This is a genomic window from Paraburkholderia sp. OAS925 (genome assembly GCF_040543975.1).
GTDB classification, from domain to species: Bacteria; Pseudomonadota; Gammaproteobacteria; order Burkholderiales; family Burkholderiaceae; genus Paraburkholderia; species Paraburkholderia graminis.
Map to the genome: position 1 here is coordinate 1,103,226 of NZ_JBEUNO010000001.1, position 18,436 is coordinate 1,121,661.

An 18,436-nucleotide genomic window follows, 5' to 3' on the forward strand; every position below is an offset into this window, starting at 1 on the left:
GGCCGCGGTCAACTTCGCGACTGGTTGGTCATCAACGCACCGGCAACGAAGTGTGCCTGGCGTCATTCAGCCACGGTTCGCCGCAGTTGCTCGACGCAAGCGAGGGCGAGCCGAAGGGCGCGCTTCGGCCGAGCACGACCCGACATTCGGCAAACTCAGGCAAGTAGGGGCCCACGTAGCCTTTTGCCGTCGACGCCTGGTTCGTTGGTCAGGTAGACACCAACCTGGAGGACTGGTTCGGTCACCCCCCGCTTGCGTCGCCCTGCGCTGTCAGCCTGGCTGCTCTACTGCCGCCCGTCGAATCGACAGCCCAGTAGACCGATGCGGCACTGAGCGCTCACCAGAGTCCTGAAAAGACCCCGCTTCCGGCCTCTGATCGACCGTTTGCGGCCGGCCGGGTGCCGCTATTGTAAAGCCGTCTAGTCTCCCTACGCTCTCAGGCAGCGCAGCATCGTTAGGGGTACGGCACATAAACTGAGGTCGCGCAGTATGCGTCGACAGGGGCGAGCCACAGCCAGGACGCACTCCGGTAAAAGTTTGCTTTTTATAGGCGAAATGCGAGGAGGCGGGCCGGAAGCCGGTTTCATGTTGCGTCATTTTAAATCTAACAATCTTTAAAGAAGATTATTTTCGAATTTATCGGGAACCAATTCATAATCGCCGCGCAGGCCGGGGCCCATAAATGGCGAGGCGGTGCATAAAGGCTCTAATTAAATTAAATGTTGCGCCCGGACCGGGCGCAGAGGGGGGCAGTCTTCCAATGAAAGATAAGCATTCTGGCGCATATTCAGCCCGCCACGCCGTAAGGACCATACGTGATGGCGTGACATCGTCGCCATTCCGCGATTTTGTAACCCTGGAACGGATGCGCGTCGTGAGCCGCATGCGTGACGCCGCAGATCCTGAACGATGCGGGAGACGCAATTTCGCATTCGGAGCAGAGCGCATTGACGGCGCCGTCGGGCGCGCGGGTGAACGACGTCGGTTCATTGGAGACGAACGGCTAGTGCCCGCGCTTATAGCAAGTCTTGTCGACGGCAGCGCTCGTCACGTGAAAAAGATCAATCTCGGCCGACGCCAGTCCGACGTGGTGCTTGCAGATCGCGTGTACGCGGTGCTGCGACTCGCCGACTGCGTGGACCACCGCGGCAAAAGGCATCTGCCGGGCGACTGTGAGCACCATCACCTCAAACAGCAGCGTGAAGCCACAAAGCTTGCTGGCCCAACTGGGGTCGACGAGCGCGACGCGGCCATCGGACAGCCTCACGCCGCGTGCGCGCTGCGAGATAGCAGTCATGCCGGAAGGAGCTCAGGTGTCAATAGCGCTTCGAGACAGTGTCATCCACGGTATGCGCGCCAGCCACTTCCGGATACGGAAGCGAGTGCCGGCAGTGAAGTCGATCTGAATCGTGAGCCGTTTGGCGGTGGAGTCGAAATCAACGTCGCTCAAAAACCACCGATAGCTCACACCCAATGCGGCTCCGAACAACTATTTAACAGAGGCAATTTTTAAGTCTCTACCAACGGCCATAACCCACCTATGACCTTCACAAGAAAACTTCACACTCCTATTGGTCTGGCGATCCTGATCCTGGCGGCTCCTGTCTACGCTCAATCTTTACCGAATGCAGGTTCGATCCTGAACGAGCAGCAAAGCGCCCCACAACCGCGCGCACCGCAAGCCACAACCCCGGAAGAAGTGATCCCGTCCGAAGCCGCACCGGGCGCAGCCGAACCAGAAGTCGGCCCGACCGTGACGCTGAAATCCATCACCTTCGATGGTGACAAGAGTGTGGCAGATGCAGAAGATTTGCAGTCTGTTACTGCCTTGATGGTCGGCAAGAAACTGACCCACGCGGGCTTGCAGAAAATCGCAGACACCATCACCCAGTATCTGCGCGGTCGAGGCTACGCACTCGCTTACGCGTACCTCGCACCGCAAGACCTGACGGCGGGCAATCTCGTCATCACGATCGTGGAAGGCCGCCTGGAAACCGGCAAGAACCGCGTAACCATCCACGGCAAAACTCGCAGCAGCAATGAGCGTATCGCTGCCATCGCGAACGCAGCCCTTCCGACCGATCGCCCGCTGAAGAAGGAAGACCTCGAACGCGCACTTCTGCTCATCAACGACCGTCCGGGCGTGAGCGCGAAGGCCATCCTGCAAAAGGGCGATCAACCGGGCACGAGTAAGCTTCTCGTCGAAACGACGCCGACCCCGATCGTCAACGGCCAACTGTTCATCGACAACTATGGCAGCCGAAGCACGGGCATCGAGCGCGGCACGGCGACGTTTTTCGTGAACGATCCGCTTGGTATGGGCGATCAGGTCACGCTCGGTCTGAGCAAGAGCCAAGGCACGGAAGTCGCCAACCTCGGCTACAGCCTGCCGCTGACGCCCACTGGCCTGACGCTGTTGCTGGGCGGCTCGTATCTGCATTATCGCGTGGTTCAGGAGGCTTACTCGGCTCTCGACCTGCGCGGTTCGGCTGTGACTGGCTCGGCCGGTTTGAATTACCCGATCATTCGTACGCGCACGCAGAACCTCAATGCGACCGTGATGTACGACCACAAGTATCTGAAGGACAGCGCGCTTGATGTAAGCCTGAGCAAGCGCAAGCTCGACAACGTGACGTTCTCGCTCTCGGGTAACCGTTACGACGGTCTGCTGCAAGGTGGTGTGACGGAAGGCCGGGCCGCAGTGACGTTCGGTCACGTCGACCTGTCGGGCAACCCGGTTGATCAACTGGCGGATTCGATGACGGCGCGCACGCAAGGCACGTTCACGAAGCTCGCTGCGAACTTCAGCCGTCTGCAATCCCTCGACCCGAACTGGAGCGTCTACGGTGGTTGGGCGGGTCAATTGTCGAGCACCAATCTCGACAGTTCGGAAAAGTTCCTGCTCGGTGGTCCGACTGGCGTCCGCGGTTATCCGGTCGGCGAAGGTTCGGGCGACGAAGGCTGGATGGGAACGGTTGAACTGCGCCGTTTCGTGAATATCGGCGTTCCGTCCGTCAAGGTTCAGGCGCTTGGCTTCGTGGATGTCGGCCAGATTCGTTTGCACCACACGGGTTACCCGGGTTCGGAGATCAACGAAGGGCACACGAACAAGGTGACGTTGACCTCGGCAGGTCTGGGCGTGAACGTGTGGAGCGGTCGTTGGAACGCACACGCGGCTGTTGCACGGACGATCGGCCGCAATGATGGTGCTTCTCTGGCGGGTAACAACGCCGATGGCCTGGATACCAGCTGGCGCGCGTGGCTCCAACTCGGCATGGCGTTCTGACCGAACGGCCTTCTGATCGATCTTAAAGGACTGCAAATGAAAAAAGCATCAATGAATCACGTCTATCGGCTGATATGGAACACCACGATCGGTGCATTCGTCGCCGTAGCCGAGAACACGAACGCTCGCGGCAAACGCAGCGCATGTAGCGCGGCCCTGCTCGCAGCCCTCGGTGTCGTTGCCGTGGCAGACGCAGCGCACGCAGCCCCGCCGCTTCCGACTGGCGGTCAAATTGTGGCGGGCCAAGGCTCGATCACGCAAAATGGTTCGTCCATGACCATCACCCAGAGTTCCGGGAAGATGGTCACGAACTGGAACGGCTTCGACATTGGCCAAGGCAATACCGTCACGTTCGCACAACCGAACAGCGCGGCCGTTTCGCTGAACCGTGTCATCGGCGGTAACGGTGCCAGCCAGATTCTTGGCAACATGAACGCAAACGGTCAGGTATGGCTGATCAATCCCGGCGGCGTGGTCATCGGCAAGGGCGCGACCATCAACGTCGCCGGTCTCGTTGCTTCGAGCGCGAACATCAGCGACAGCGAGTTTCTCGCGGGCAAAACGAAGTTGACCGGAGCAATGGGGAACATCGTCAACCAGGGGAAGATCAACAGCCAGGGTGTCGTCGCGCTGATCGGTCAGCAAGTCACGAACCAGGGCACCATCAACGCGAAGGGCGTTGCACTCGCAGCCGGGCAGGATGTCAATCTCGACTTCAACGGCGACGGTCTGATCAGCGTTCAGGTCACGAAGGGCGCGCTCGACGCACTGGTGAGCAACGAAGGTCAGATTTCGGCTGACGGCTCAGCAGTGCTCCTGACGGCGCGTGCTGCTGACGCGGCTATCAGCAGCGTGGTCAACAACACGGGCGTGATCGAAGCGCGGTCGCTGCAATCGAAGAACGGTCGTATCGTTCTGGACAACGACGCAGCAAACGGCAATACGACCGTGGCGGGAACGCTGAACGCCTCATCGGCTGACGGCGTGGGCGGTAACGTCGTGATCCAAGGCAAGACCATCGCGATCGACAATGCGGCGATCACGGCGGATGGTGCATTGGGTGGTGGTACGATCAGGATCGGCGGTGGTCTTCGTGGTCAAGACGCTACTGTCAACAATGCGACGGCGGTCACGACAGGCAGGAACGTTGTTCTGTCGGCGGATGCGACGCAAAAGGGCAACGGCGGAACGATCGCCGTCTGGTCGGACGGCACCAATGCGTTTTCGGGCCAAATTTTTATTCGTGGCGGCAAGGACGGTGGTGACGGCGGTTTCGCCGAAGTCTCGGGTCTCGGTAGCCTGAGTTATCGAGGCTATACCAACGGCTTGTCCGCGCACGGTTTGACTGGAACCCTGCTTCTTGACCCCACGCGCATTGACGTTTATGGCGGCTCCGACCCCAACGGCGGCACTAACGTCACGGGTGCTGCCGTTTATGAAAAGTCGCTCGAAGCCCAGGATGTGTCGGTGGTGTTGTCGGTAAACGCCAAGGGTAGCTCCACGATCACCAATGGTATTAGCGATGGCGCAGGTGCCGGCGTTATCGAGTTTCACGACCTGAATGGTAATGGTGGTGACGGCAAGATCACGATGAAGCCCAATGTCAGCTTCACGGCTCAAGCTGATGGCGGAGTTAATCCCTCGAACGCGTCCAATGGATTGGATACGTCGAATAGAATCTTATTCGATAATCCGCACAACACCCTTGAAGTTTCGGGAACCGGTCACATCCTCATTGAAGCAGGTGCGCTCGGCGGTGGTGCCATCGGTAATGGGGGAAATGATCCGAATACCAATCGGGGCGTATTCAATCTGATCGCCCACGGTGGCCTGGACGCAAACGGCCAATCCACATCCACGAGCGCTTACGGCAGCACCGATTGGGCGGGCGTGAATACGGCTACGCCGGGCGCAGGGACGATTACGCTTCTGGGTGCAGACGGTCTCGCCATTTCTGGCGACCTGACGACGTATTGCGGCTACGTCTACCTCCATGCTGATTCGGATCACGCAGGTGGCGGCAATCTGGTGGTCAGCAGCAAGATCAAGACCAACGGCGGCGATTTTAACTACGCCTGGGGTTTCAACTCGGGCCAAACCGCAACGTTCACCTTTGGAAGTGCCGTCGATCTGGTGTGTACCGATGGTAGCTGCTCCCGTCAAGCGGGCACGTTCCGGGCTGTCCCCGATGCAGGCGGTCCGGGTGGAACGAAACCCGCCAACAAGACGATTCTCGGCGGTGATCTTAGCGTAGGCGGTAACGTCAATACCTCCGGTTGGGAGATTCACGGCGGCGCTACGATCAAGACGGACAAGGACAGCACCGTCACGCTCGACTCGGGTACGACGCTCGACCCGTCCGTTCTGGACAAGACCGGCGCGGCAACGACCACCACGGGTCTCGTCGGTCTGGAAGGTGGCACGATCGCAATCAGCCACACAGGCGTGACGGGCCTCCCGACGACCGGTCTGCAGTTGAAGTCGGCCGACAAGGGCACGAACATCTTCGTCAGCAACGACCAGGGTGTGGTCCTCGGTAACGGCACGGTCAACCGCGACGGTTCGGTTACCGGCAACACGACTTCCAGCACGTTCCTGAGCGCAAGCGACCTCGCTTATCTGCAACAGCAAGGTACGCCTTCGCTGGCGATCGGCAGCACTGATCATCTCGGTACGATCGAAGTCGGTCACATGGATGGTACGTCGTCGCCCTTCACCTTCAACGCATCCGGCCAGGTTGGCCTGATCGGTGGCACGGCTGTCGTGAATGGTGCAGTCACGAACAACAACGGTTCCGTGTTCATCCAGGCAGCGGATTCCGTCGACCACAATACGGCCAACGTCGGCAGCGATGCAAACGCAGACCAAACGGTAACGAGCACAGGCCGTGGCAACGTCGTGATCACGAAGAATGGCACGGTCACGGCCGAAACGAACGCGATCCTCGCAGCAGCAACGGCAGACCACAAGTCCACCGACGTGCAGGAGTCGCAAGGCGGCAACTTCGTGAACGACCGTGGCTCGGATGCGATGACGGTAGGGGTAGGCGGTCGTTGGCTCGTCTACTCCACGACGCCGGACAAGGATGTCGGCCGCGAGCTGAACGTCGATTTCAAGGTCTATGAAGCGACGTATAAGGAATCGGACGGCACGTACAAGAACGTCAACGGAAACTGGGTCGGCACTGACGTTGCATCGCTCGATGACCGTGGTCAACCGGACCTGAACGGTGTCATCACCGATCCGGTCGGCAACCGCGCCGATCTCGTTCAAATCCTGAACGGCGACCAGGCGGGCAAGAACGGTTACCTGTACTCGCGTTCTGCGGTCCTGACCGGTACGCTTGTCGGCAACGTCACGAAGACGTATGACGGCACGACCGCCACGCAAACGAACACGACCGTTGTCACGGATGCAAATGGTACGCAGACTGGCAACACGGTTACGCTCGGTAACGTCGCGGTCTCGGGCCTCGTCGGTATTGACGGCGACAAGGTTCCGCTCGCGATCCTGAATGACGCGAATCTCGCGAACGCACAGTTCAGCGACAAGAACGCAGGTACGGGCAAGACCGTTACGCTGTCGGGTGTGAAGCTGGGCGTCGCGCAGAACCAGGGCAGCACGAACCCGGACGGCTCGAAGGTCGTGCAGGTCTATGGCTATCGTCTCGCGGAAGACACGCTTTCAGGTGACATCGGCACGATCACGCCGAAGGCCCTCACGAGCGTTACGACCGTGGACAGCAAGGTCTACGACGGCAACACGGCAACCACGGCTCACACGACCGTAAGCGGCGTTATTGCCGGCGACAACGTGAGCACGGCTGCAAGCGGCCAGTTTGCCGACAAGAATGCGGGTGTCGGCAAGGATGTGACGGTCACTACGTCGCTGACGGGCAACGACGCGGGCAACTATGTATTGGCCTCGGGTTCGCAGGATGCAACGCTGCACATGACCGCCGATGTCAGCAAGCGCGCGATCACGGGCACGGCTGCTGCGCAGGACAAGGTGTACGACGGCACGAACCATGCGGACCTGACGAACGTCGCACTCGACACGGCTGGCATTGTTGCGGGCGATAACCTGTCCATTTCGGGCAATACCGGTTCGTTCTCTGACAAGAATGCCGGTACGGGCAAGTCTGTTGTCGGTTCGGGCCTGTCGCTGGCTGGTGCAGACGCACAGAACTATGATCTGACGACGACGGTCACCGGTGCTTCGATCACACCGAAGACCATCACGGCAAGCGCCACGGCCGAGGACAAGGTCTACGATGCGACGACCACGGCCACGATCGGTGCAATCACGCTCAATGGCACCATTAACGGCGACAACATCGGTTCGACTGCGACGGGCGCTACGTTTGAAGACAGGAACGCAGGTACGGGGAAGGCTGTCCACGCAACGGGCCTCGGTCTGACGGGTAACGACGCCAACAACTACGTTCTGGCGAACGACACGGTTGCGCAGGCCAACATCGATCGGAAAGTCATCACGGCTACCGCGAACGCAAAGGACAAGACCTATGACGGCAACGTCACGGCTGACCTGAGTAACGTAAAGCTGACTGGTGTCATCGGTAACGATGTCGTTGCCGCAGACGGCACGACCGGCAGGTTCGACACGAAGAACGTCGGCCAGTCCAAATCCGTCAACGGCGAAGGTCTCTCGCTCGTGGGTGACGACTCCGGCAATTACGTTCTGGACACAAACCACCAAGTCGCTACGGCAAGTATCACGCCGAAGTCAATCACGTTGACGGCTACCGCATCCGATAAGGTCTACGACGGCAGTACGGTCGCAGAACTGAAGAATGCGCACGCCAACGATGTGGTGGCAGGCGATGATCTGCGTGTGGACGGGACGGTCGGTACGTTCGCAGACAAGAACGCAGGCAAGGGCAAGTCGGTCAACGGCAGTGGCCTGACGCTCGCAGGCGAAGACGCGCAAAACTACGTCTTCGACAACCAGGCGGAAGTCGGCAAAGCTGCGATCACGCCGAAGACGATCGAAGCGTCTGCGAAGGCCGATAACAAGGTCTACGACGGCAACACTATCGCTCACCTGTCCGACGTCAAGCTCTCCGGTCTGGTGGACGGTGACGACATTCGTGCAGAAGGCTCAAGCGGCGACTTCGACTCCCGCAACGCAGGCAAGAACAAGTCGGTGAACGGCTCCGGTCTGGTCCTGACGGGCAACGACGCGAACAACTATTCGCTCAACACGTCAAAGGAAGTTGCGAAGGCTGACATCAGCCAAAAGGTCGTCACCGCGACTGGTTCTGCGAAGGACAAGCCGTATGATGGCCAGACGGTTGCAGCAGTGAACGATCTGGCGCTGCATGGCGTGGTTGCGGGCGACAAGGTCTCGATCGTCGGCGATACCGGCAGGTTCGACAACAGCAACATCGGCACGAACAAGCCGGTGAGCGGCGAAGGTCTGTCGTTGGCCGGCGCAGATGCAGGCAACTACATCCTCGACACGTCGGCTGTTGTCGCGCAAGCAGACGTTCGCCCGAGCTACAACCCGTCTGCGCTCGTTGCTGACGCCACGGGTGTGAACGGTACGGCGCAAGCCACGAATAACGCGGGCAAGGTCGTCAGCGACGGAGCAATCGCGAAGACGGAAGCTCCGGCGCTCGTCGCTGGCCTGCCGGTGACCCTGGCTCAACGTGGTGATGCAGTCGATATCGCTGACGGTGCGCTCTCGACTTCTGTCCTGAGTATGGACGGCAAGGCGAGTCTGGGCCTGAACGACGCACTTGAAGAACGCCCACAACGTAACACGCTTGTTGTGTTCCGCTCGGATCGTCCGGAAGCGCTGGACAACCGTGGCACGTTCCACGTGGTCGATCGCGGCAACGCCATTGAACTGGAAGGTACGCCGAGCCTGATCAACAAGACGCCGGACCTGAAGGGCACGGGCACCGACTGGAAGAACGGCACGGTTGTTCGTGCAGACGGCGCGGTGACGGAATACCGCGTTCGGATGCTCAACGACGGTACGCTGGTCGTCATCGTGCCGAACGGCGTCAACGACAGCGACGAAATCGCTGCGAGCTACGGTCTGGCCGTCGCGAAGAAGCAACTCGGTATCGGCGTCAAGGCAGTGAAGGCGGTCGTTATCGAAGCACGCAACGGTAACGGCGCGAACAACGCCTGATGCTGTAACCGCTGAAACCAGGCGGCCCTCGAGCCCGGCGCGAAATCGCCGGGCTTTTTTGTTTGGTTTTTTACTCCAATGTAGCCGTGCTCGGAGCAATTGAGCGGTAACCGTCTCGCTTCAGGGGTTCCGGGAGCCACATCGAACTCAGGGGCATTCTCGCGGGGACGCCCGGAAAGGGGATTCGCTTCGAGCAGGTGTCGCCGGACGAATTCGTAAAGCCCCTTGGCTTGGACCGCAATCCTTCCCTTGTCGCCCATTTTTTGGTAGTCAAGATCGATCAGCAGGAGCAACTGCTTGCGGGCGTCGACAGAAGCGCAGCGGAGATCGCTGGTCAGCCTCTCGCGACGCCCGAACAGTTCATCTAAGAGCATCGCCTTCTCTCGACGTAAATGTCATCGCCGGCAGACGACCCAGAGCGCTGCTGCGTCCTAATCAGTGGACCGAGCATATCGGTGGGAAGATTCCGGCATTCTCGGCAGGAGTCCTCCCGAACCGAACGATCGGGCACCAAGGTGTGCGGCGAACCACTGGACGCGTCGCGCAAACGTGGCGAGAGTGCTGCGCATGGACGCCCGTTAGGTATCAGAAGGCGGCCGTTGTGGCGTTGCTGGCCCGGTGGCGACTACGGGGTCGGGAGCACGCATTGGCGACTGTTTGCCCCCGGGCCGCGAGATTCCGCTGGCCGCTTTCCGGCGATGAAGTGGAAAAGCGGGCTGACGCAGCCCGACCCATATCGGCCGGCCAGGCCATCTTAGCCCACGTGTCGCGTTCGGAGGTGACAGCAGTCACTCCGAACGGGTTTTGTCGCTGACAGGTTGTCGGCCAGATCGGAAGGTGGGCAAACGGACAGGGTGCGGCGGCGGAGGTCGCCTTGCCGCTGGATAGTTTCTGCAACCCCCTTCAGGTTGGACGCTTCGACGCTTCAGCCTGGTCGAAAACTACGCCACAGTCTTTTGTCCTCTTGGACCGCTTGCGTCACTCTGTCAATCACCATCTGGTAGAAGAGGCAGATTCCAGGCAATTCATCAGGAGTCCATCGGATTTGATCGCCAACAGCAAATGTCTTCTGGGCAACCTCGATCTTTGCGAGGACAACCCCGTCTGGACTGTCCGGATCAAGCTGAAAAGGAAATCCAGCAGCGTCCAAATCAATGACCTTTTCGCCCTGTCGATCAATGTTCTAATTGCGATCCAGCACGCATGCAACTTCCCATTGTGTACACGCTTGAACGTAACGATCCTCAAATCGTGTGGTAGCCAATTCCTTGTTTGGTAGGGACACTAGGCACGCTTGGTCGTCGATATGAACCTGATCCTCCCGTTTCGTCTGCTCAAGAACCAACTTGTGCTTGTCCGCGACGTTGGTTTGCCGCTCTGTCCGCTTACATTGAAAGTCTGGTTCGCTCGAGCCGGGCTGCTTCCGCTTGGCGTCCAAGTAGCTCGTAAGCGGTTGGTAGGGACCCGCCGCAGTCCACGACATGCCAAGCCGCGGCACCTCAGACGGCCGGCGCGTATGGTCGGCGTAGCCGATGGATAGTTAGCGTAAAGGGCTTACGCAGCGCCGCGGCGTATCTTTGTGCGCCACGAACGTGCGGGGTTTATCTGACCATCTCCCAAATCCAGCGGGGTAAACCCGGTTTATTCACGCCATCCTTTCATGTATCTTTCTTTACGATTACATGCAGACGCGCCCGGCCAATTTCGCGGTGAGCAGCGACAAGCCTTCGGCCCCCGATGCACGGTGTTAGCAAAACAAGCTTTGTACCTGAGAGGACACACATGAACACCGCAAAAGCGGGCGCATGGGTCAGCCCCTACACGCCGCAAAACGTTGACGCCGCCATCAGGCACCTTGAACGGGTTTTGTGCGCGGAAAGCGCCAACTCGTTGTTCGCGCAGACTTACTGGCGCGGTCGGGTTCTTCAGGCATATGCGACGCACGGACTCGTGCGGCCACAGAAAGAACGGCTGCAGCGATTGCTCGACAGGGTCGCCACCGCATGAGCAGATGTCAGGCGTCCGACGTGACGGTGTGCCGCTTGGGGTGCTCTCCGCGACTATGAGTCTCTGATGGCAGAGGCTCGCAACAGCTGACTTACGCCAAGCTCGCATGGCGACATATCGGTTGTTGATTTGCGCCGGAAACTGACCCACTAGGGGGGCGGCTAAATACTTGGACTGGTTATGCTGCCATTCCTAGACTCTCCCGGTATTCAAGCGGGCTGAGAGAGCCGAGCGAGATTTTGATCCGCTTTGCGTTATACCAGCGGATGCAAGAGTCGAGGACCTCGATGAATTGCTCAATGGTCGTACGCCAGTCCCGGTGATAGAACCACTCCTCTTGAGCCGTCCGAAGAGCCATCCAGGCCAACGATAGTGCGGTCCACGATCGGAGTGAACCACAGGCCGTTTATTGCTTCTGGCTATGGTCTCGATACTCGCCTCAAGCATGGTATCCCAGCAGTCGGATGGTCGCCCCGACGCGCTTACCCAACTTCAAATAGAGCACGGCGCGCTTGGCGCGTGAAGGCGTCGCAATTAAAGCTGACTGAGGACTCGGTAGCTAAGGTTGACGTCGTCTCGACCAAAAATGATGCGGCCGACCTGAAACGCTTCTTCCCATCCATGACGTAACAGTCGATAAAATTCGCGTCGACCGGCCATTCGGCTCATTGGCTCATGCCGTCGAACTGATGCGACGGGCTTAATCTCCGTCGATGCGGCATACATGGAGACGGCATCGCAGTTTGTTCTTGACCTGCTCACCAAGCATTATCAAGAGACATCGAAAGAGGAGTGGTGATTCGCCTTTGCAATGCGGCTGCCGGGACGTGCCATTGATCGCACCGGCGGCAGACCGGATTAGGGTCGCGAGACGCCCGACGCGCGAGACTCATTCGTACTTTCCTGAGTCGACGCTAACCTGCATGCATCGCCAACGACAGCAAAGTGACATGCAGCAGCTGGCCGGCGTCCGACCGACGAGCATTTGCTATGGCCGTTGACCCGCCTGCGTTTGCGGTGTCATGTGCAACCGCCGGGCGGGCAATGAATGCTTTTTCGCGATGCGGGCCGCCCGGTTTTTCGCTGATTGCCGGTGTTTCCGGCCGGTAACCGGAAAGCAATGCTCGACGGTTTTTTAACAAAGTTTTACCACTGATGATGGACAAACGGCGCGATCTTTTGCAGATATAGCGCGCGAAGGACCTCCATGGCCGAATCTGTCAGCGCCGGCAGTTCGCTCGCCTCAGCGTTTGCTTTGGCTTGCGCTGCGTTCTTCGCCCCTGGGATGACAGTCGTCACTCCGTCGTTCATGAGGATCCAGCGAAGCGCAAACTGCGCCATCGTGGCGTTTTGCGGTACGAGTGAGCGGATTTCCTCGACGGCGTCCAGCGCGACGTCATAAGGAACGCCGGCAAAGGTCTCGCCCTTGTCGAAGGCCTCGCCGTTACGATTGAAAAGGCGATGGTCATTGGCCGCAAACGTCGTCTCGCGCGTCATTTTTCCGGTGAGCAGGCCCGACGCAAGAGGCACCCGGACGATAACGGCGACTCCTCGGTCACGAGCTTCCTGAATAAAGCGGGCTGGCCTTTGCCTGAAAATGTTGTAGATGATCTGTACCGACTTCACACCCGGATATTCGATCGCTTTCAGACCTTCTTCGACTTTCTCGACCGACACACCGTAGCTGCTGATCTTTCCCGCTGCGACCATGCGGTCCATCGCATCGAAAACCTCCGGCTGGTAATAGACCTCGGTCGGTGGACAATGAAGCTGTACGAGATCGAGCCGCTCCATCTTCAGGTTCTTCAAGGACCGGTCGACAAATGCATTCAGATTCGCTGCGGTGTAGCCTTGCGCCACGTGCGGGTCCAGTCGCCGCCCAGCCTTGGTCGCAACGAATGGCCGCGGTCCCGAACGTTCCTTGAGCACGTCCGCGATGATCCGCTCCGAGCGGCCGTCGCCGTAAACGTCGGCGGTGTCAATGAAGGTTGTACCGCTATCGAGCGCCGCATGCAGAGCCGCCTTTGCATCGCTCTCGGCGACGTCGCCCCATGAACCTCCAATGGCCCACGCGCCAAACCCGATTTCAGAGACGCTCTTTTCTGCGTGTCCGAACTTCCGTTCTTTCATTTTGATTCTCCGTTCATGGCATGAGTTGTCCGCCGTTGACCTCGATGATCTGCCCCGTGATGTATCCCGACATGGCGGGAGACGCGAGGAACAGGAACGCGCCGACGCACTCCTCCGGCAGACCTTCTCTGCCCATCGGCACCGTGGCAGTCTGCGACGCCCAGATTTCCGGCGGCGTGTATTTGTCGTGGAACGGCGTCTGTATGAGTCCGGGTGCTACTGCGTTGACCCGGATTCCGTCGTTTACAAATTCCTTTGCGTGGCCACGGGTCAAACTGCTGACAAAGCTTTTTGACGCCGCGTAAAGCACCGCTCCCGCGCCGCCGCCCGTACGCGCAGCAACGGACGACGTATTGATGACGTAACCACGTGATTCCTTGAGAAACGGATGGGCAGCCGAGGTCGCTTCCCAAACCGATCTTGCGTTCAGATTGACGACGCGTTCGAAGTGGTTGGCCGAGGCGCTTATGGATGCCAACCGTCCCAACATGGCACCGGCGTTATTGATGAGCCCATCGAGTCCGCCCAGCAGTTGCGCCGCTTCCTTCACAACCCTCGATGCTTCGCCCGGCTCGCTGACGTCGCCCTGGACAAGATGAATGCGCTCCGGCGATTCCGCACGCAGCGCTTGCGCAGCCGCTTCGCTCTCGTTGAAATGCGCGACCACGTGCGCGCCCTGTGCGGCAAATGCGCGAACAATAGCCGCTCCAATTCCAGTCGAGCCGCCCGTGACGAGAACTCTCGTATCCTTCAGATCGCCGATCTGTGTTTGCTCAAGTCCATGCATGGAATTTCCTCCGAATGGATAAACACGAGCGGGGCATACGCCGCAGCGCTCCGGGATTCGCGACGAAGAAAATGATTACATACCGTAGAATGAAACGGATTCACTGGAACGATGAACAGCATTCATCATGGCAAAGAACGACCGGATCGATTTTGCGGACTTAAGGCTGTTTCTTGCGATAGTCAGGTGCCGGAATTTCCGGCTGGCTGCAATTGAACTCGGGCAGACGCCGTCAGCAGTCAGTCACGCGATGCGGAGGCTGGAAGACCGCCTCGGCGCAAAGCTGCTTAACCGGACGAGCAGGGCGGTTTCGCCCACGGAGGCGGGGCTCGATCTCGCTTCCCGGCTGGAAGACGGCTTCAATCAGATCGGCTCCGCTCTCGAGAGTTTTGAAGCGCCGGGTACCGCGCGACTCGGCTCTTTACGCCTGAATGTTTTCGCGGATGCCGCCCACTTGCTGGTCGCACCGGCATTGCCGGAATTCGCACGCCTGTGCCCCGATGTGCAGCTTACGGTCGTGGTCGACAACCGGCCGATCGACATCGTTGCAGAAGGATACGACGCCGGCATCCGCTACGGTCATCATGTACCCGAAGACATGATTGCAGTGCCGCTTACCGGCCCGCAGCGATGGGTGATGGCCGCGTCGCCCGCCTACCTGAAGAAACACGGCACTCCTCGTCACGTCAGCGAACTGGCTGATCACAACTGCCTTCAGCTTTTGCTCGGTGACAATTCGAGCTACCGTTGGGAAGTCAGCGTTGCAGGTAAAACAACCCCGATCCGAGTGCCGGGGTCGATCACGATCAACGATACCGCGACCACGATTAGCGCGTGCAAGGCAGGAATGGGTATAGCGTATCTACTCGAGGCTCGAATCGCCGATGAGCTGGCGCGGCGTACCCTGAGAGTTGTTCTCGAAGACCATGCGTGCGCAGAGGATCCACTCCATATGTACTACAGTGGTCGTCGATACAACCACCCGGCGTTGCTTAGCTTGATCAATATCATCCGGAAACAGCAGTCACTCGCGAAGATTTCAAGGTCGCGTGAGTGAGCCGGACCTGCGCCGCCAATTGCCGCTGTTGCCTTTGCCGCAAAGGTTTATTTGACGTGGATGTTCGTCATGCTGCCCGTCGCACGCGTTCGCATGCGACGGACCAGCGCTCCAATGCCGTTAATCAGCAACCGGCTCGTTGAGATAGACGCCTGAGGACAGTGTGGCTTTGACCTCACGTGTGAACTCGTCGGTGGATACCCCCCTCCGCGCCGGCCTCAATTGCGTCATATGCCTGACGCACGACGTCGGCCGGCGTCGCCTTCGGCACTTCCAGGCCACGCGTCAGATCCGTATCGATGAAGCCGGCATGAAGCCCGACGACTTGCGTATGCTGCTCGCGCAACGAATGACGCAGGCCGTTGGTCAGCGCCCATGCGGCCGACTTCGACACGCCGTAACCAGAGAGGATCGGCCGGTTCACCCAGCTCGCGACCGAAAGTACGTTCAGAATCGCGCCGCCGCCGTTGCCGGCGAGGTTGCCCGCGAACGCCCGCGACATCGCCAGCATGCCAAACACATTGGTCTCGAGGTGATCGCGCAACGCGTCGATTGCGCCGTCGTCCATCAGGCTGCCAAGCCGCGCTATGCCCGCATTGTTGATCAGCAGCGTGACGTCACCCGCCGCCTCGGCAGCAGCCGCGACGGCCGCTGGATCGGTCACGCCCAGTTTCACCCGCACGACGCGCCGCAACGTCACACTGGCCGGATCGCCCGCGCCCGCATACACCTTGCGCGCCCTCTTTCGAGCGCCTGTTTGGCGAACTCGAGACCGAGGCCGCGGTTCCCGCCCGTTACGAAAACAACAGAACCTTCGATTTTCATCAGAATCCTGCAGAGGGTTAATCGCAGGCGCGCCGGCTCACCGGGCGCATGGGCCGACCGCCACCGACACAGCGTTTCCCGCACCTGACATCTCGACCTGGCCGGAGGGCTCATTCCCAAACACCGAAAGCGTAAGCAAGGTTGCGCCGGGCATGACCAAGAATCAGCTTTACGCGCTGATCGGACCGCCCCATTTCCATGAGTCTGTCTTCCATGTGCGGGTGTGGAACTATGCTTTCCACTTTCCACGAAGGACGGAGTGCTGAACTGCCAGTACCAGGTCCAGTTTGACGACCAGAACCGGGTATTAACCACGCGTTGGCAGGACGAGACCTGCCAGAAATACAGTGGCGCACGCAAAGCGTTAAGCATTGCGAACCCCTGACTAAGGCTCACAGCATCGGTTAGTAGCCCTCGAGTAAGTCGTGCCCTGAAGCAAAAGACAGGCGTGGCCCGCATCGATGGCACGTCCAATCCAGAAGGTCTGCCGGCCCACCGGCTGTGCGCGAGTGGCCGGCCGGGTCTGAAACTATGGCCCGCGCTTCCAGCGCGCTGAACATTCCCTGCGGGAGCGCTGCGCTCCCCTATCGTGGCCTTTCCGCCACCAAATCCGTGGCCAGGGATGACTGCCTGTCATCGGACGACTCGCGCGCCTCGAGAAGACATTGAGCGATAACGGAGCGCAAAATTCGCCGTGTTTCTGACCAACGCTCACGGCGTGGCCCCTATAGGCGCCGCGCCGCGATTGGGAGAGGTGCGTCTCCCCCGCAAACAGCGCTCCTTTCCAAACATGCGGTCAGCATGTGCGGTCCCGCGTCGATAGGTTTGCCGTCCGGACTACTACCGGTCTTGCGGTGCAGCGCTCGCCTAGCATGACGTCCGGGTCAATGGCCTCGGTCGTGTCGAAGGTACCCGCTTGCAGCAGCGGCGTCGTTTGCCTCGCGCTGGCGCAACTGTCGATGCGGCTCGAATGCATCGACAGGCGGCAATCGCCGAGACGGCCCCGCGGCCGTCGGCATTGGAATCCAGGCGATGCTCAAAGCCAGCCCCAGCACCGCGGGACCGAAGGCAGCTAATCGCAAGATAGTCGGTATCCGGGCGAGCGACGGCCGCCCGCCCAGCCATACCCCAGGGATCACCCTTGTCCACCGCAGCCGGTGCGAGCTGCGCGGCCCGGCTCAGGTCTTGCCTAGCCTTCCGCTTGAGATTTTTGCCTAAGTGACTATCGTAAAGGCTTGGCAGTCCATTCATGCCAGTCAGGCTCAGTGCCACTCAACTGGCCAGCGATATTTGTTGATCACCGCTCATCGGACAGGCGGTAGCAAGCCAGCGACAATGACCTCTCGGGTCCGTTCGACTGTCGGGATATGCCGCAGCATATTCGCAAGGGCGAGCAGTGAGGGTAGATCAAAACTGTCGCATGGCGCATTCACAACCGCGGAGACGATCTCATGCCAGGACGAAAGACTGAGTGCGCAGGCAGGGCGGTTATCCGCACCCTGTACATGTTGAAACTCGCCCGTGGGGCCTCCCACATCAGAAGTGCGCTCACGAATGACAAACGGACAGGTGCAATCTCGGAAGTGATGGACGAATTCCGCAAACTCAATGGCGACAGCGAATTGCCTGTCTTCCAGCGACTGCTTGAAGAGGAACTGCGCCGGCGCGGGAGCAACGATATCGCGTCTGCAGTGCGTGAGTTCAAAACCCCTCGCCGCGGACGCTAACATGCTGGCAACGACAGACGAAGGTGGTTTCGCCTCCCACTTACTGCAGAAGACATGAAGATTGTTGTCAGCGGCAGCCATCTGCCGGCGGTCAAGGTGATCGCGGAGGAGATTAGATCGATCGGGCATGAGGCGGCCGTCGCGTGGCCAGCCGCCACAGCGGCCATCACGGCCGCGGACTGGGCGGCAGATGCCGCACTTCTCGATATCGCCACGGGCGAAGATGCGGTACGCATATGCAAAGCACTGCGCAGCGATCCCAAGCTAGGTCGTTGCAAAGTGATCGCGCTGTGGGAACCATCAGCTATTGATTTTGCCGCCATCAGTCTATTCGACGCTGTTCTGCAAAAACCCGTCGACGTCTCGGTTCTAGCTAGCGCTCTCGGCGACAAATCCGTTGACGGTCCATACGATCGATAAGGAGTCCATTGCGATTCACCGGGCGTTGGATGCCT

General features: G+C 59.6%; 9 protein-coding genes and 3 pseudogenes. 6 read left to right on the top strand and 6 right to left on the bottom strand.

Going from position 1 to position 18,436, the window contains the following annotated elements; genetic code table 11:
- Positions 1-1,006: 1,006 nt before the first annotated feature.
- Positions 1,007-1,489, bottom strand: a pseudogene (locus ABIE53_RS04885) (helix-turn-helix domain-containing protein); the annotation flags it as partial.
- Between the two features lie 51 nt (positions 1,490-1,540).
- Between ABIE53_RS04885 and ABIE53_RS04890 the strand changes: the two are divergent.
- Together ABIE53_RS04890 and ABIE53_RS04895 are read left to right on the top strand one after the other, a co-directional pair.
- Complete coding sequence (locus tag ABIE53_RS04890) at positions 1,541-3,286, top strand: ShlB/FhaC/HecB family hemolysin secretion/activation protein (protein WP_192700073.1); 1,746 nt, start codon at positions 1,541-1,543, stop codon at positions 3,284-3,286.
- A 36-nt stretch (positions 3,287-3,322) separates the two neighbouring features.
- Positions 3,323-9,448 carry a YDG domain-containing protein gene (locus tag ABIE53_RS04895; RefSeq protein ID WP_192700074.1) on the top strand — a complete coding sequence of 2,042 codons (6,126 nt, stop codon included), beginning with the start codon at positions 3,323-3,325 and terminating at the stop codon, positions 9,446-9,448.
- 2,185 nt (positions 9,449-11,633) lie between these two features.
- On the opposite strand, the pseudogene ABIE53_RS04900 reads toward ABIE53_RS04895, so the two are convergent.
- The 4 genes and pseudogenes from ABIE53_RS04900 to ABIE53_RS04915 all read right to left on the bottom strand — a co-directional run.
- Positions 11,634-11,947 (bottom strand): annotated as a pseudogene (locus tag ABIE53_RS04900) (IS3 family transposase); the annotation flags it as partial.
- A gap of 422 nt (positions 11,948-12,369) precedes the next feature.
- On the bottom strand, positions 12,370-12,621 hold the full coding sequence (locus ABIE53_RS04905) for a hypothetical protein (RefSeq protein ID WP_192700075.1): 252 nt from the start codon (positions 12,619-12,621) through the stop codon (positions 12,370-12,372).
- Positions 12,602-13,585, bottom strand: a complete 984-nt coding sequence (locus ABIE53_RS04910; protein WP_192700076.1) for an aldo/keto reductase — start codon at positions 13,583-13,585, stop codon at positions 12,602-12,604. The genes ABIE53_RS04905 and ABIE53_RS04910 overlap by 20 nt, the downstream gene beginning before the upstream one ends.
- A gap of 13 nt (positions 13,586-13,598) precedes the next feature.
- Positions 13,599-14,372, bottom strand: a complete 774-nt coding sequence (locus tag ABIE53_RS04915; protein ID WP_192700077.1) for an SDR family NAD(P)-dependent oxidoreductase — start codon at positions 14,370-14,372, stop codon at positions 13,599-13,601.
- A gap of 127 nt (positions 14,373-14,499) precedes the next feature.
- On the opposite strand from ABIE53_RS04915, the gene ABIE53_RS04920 reads away from it, so the two are divergent.
- Positions 14,500-15,429, top strand: a complete 930-nt coding sequence (locus ABIE53_RS04920) for a LysR family transcriptional regulator (RefSeq protein ID WP_192700078.1) — start codon at positions 14,500-14,502, stop codon at positions 15,427-15,429.
- A 120-nt stretch (positions 15,430-15,549) separates the two neighbouring features.
- Here ABIE53_RS04920 and ABIE53_RS04925 read toward each other — a convergent pair.
- A pseudogene (locus tag ABIE53_RS04925) lies at positions 15,550-16,254 on the bottom strand (SDR family oxidoreductase).
- Positions 16,255-16,343: 89 nt separating this feature from the next.
- Between ABIE53_RS04925 and ABIE53_RS31970 the strand changes: the two are divergent.
- From ABIE53_RS31970 to ABIE53_RS04940, 3 genes are all read left to right on the top strand, one after another.
- Positions 16,344-16,520 carry an outer membrane protein assembly factor BamE gene (locus ABIE53_RS31970; RefSeq protein ID WP_502922734.1) on the top strand — a complete coding sequence of 59 codons (177 nt, stop codon included), beginning with the start codon at positions 16,344-16,346 and terminating at the stop codon, positions 16,518-16,520.
- 1,239 nt (positions 16,521-17,759) lie between these two features.
- Positions 17,760-17,981 carry a hypothetical protein gene (locus ABIE53_RS04935; RefSeq protein ID WP_376914724.1) on the top strand — a complete coding sequence of 74 codons (222 nt, stop codon included), beginning with the start codon at positions 17,760-17,762 and terminating at the stop codon, positions 17,979-17,981.
- A 54-nt stretch (positions 17,982-18,035) separates the two neighbouring features.
- A complete protein-coding gene (locus tag ABIE53_RS04940; RefSeq protein ID WP_192700080.1) occupies positions 18,036-18,401 on the top strand; it encodes a hypothetical protein in 366 nt (121 codons plus the stop codon).
- Positions 18,402-18,436 lie beyond the last annotated feature (35 nt).

Coding starts and splice junctions, on each gene's coding strand:
- ABIE53_RS04935 (WP_376914724.1), top strand. CDS start 17,760: ATGTTGAAACTCGCCCGTGGGGCCTCCCACATCAGAAGTGCGCTCACG.
- ABIE53_RS04920 (WP_192700078.1), top strand. CDS start 14,500: ATGGCAAAGAACGACCGGATCGATTTTGCGGACTTAAGGCTGTTTCTT.
- ABIE53_RS04915 (WP_192700077.1), bottom strand. CDS start 14,372: ATGCATGGACTTGAGCAAACACAGATCGGCGATCTGAAGGATACGAGA.
- ABIE53_RS04895 (WP_192700074.1), top strand. CDS start 3,323: ATGAAAAAAGCATCAATGAATCACGTCTATCGGCTGATATGGAACACC.
- ABIE53_RS04940 (WP_192700080.1), top strand. CDS start 18,036: ATGAAGATTGTTGTCAGCGGCAGCCATCTGCCGGCGGTCAAGGTGATC.
- ABIE53_RS04890 (WP_192700073.1), top strand. CDS start 1,541: ATGACCTTCACAAGAAAACTTCACACTCCTATTGGTCTGGCGATCCTG.
- ABIE53_RS04910 (WP_192700076.1), bottom strand. CDS start 13,585: ATGAAAGAACGGAAGTTCGGACACGCAGAAAAGAGCGTCTCTGAAATC.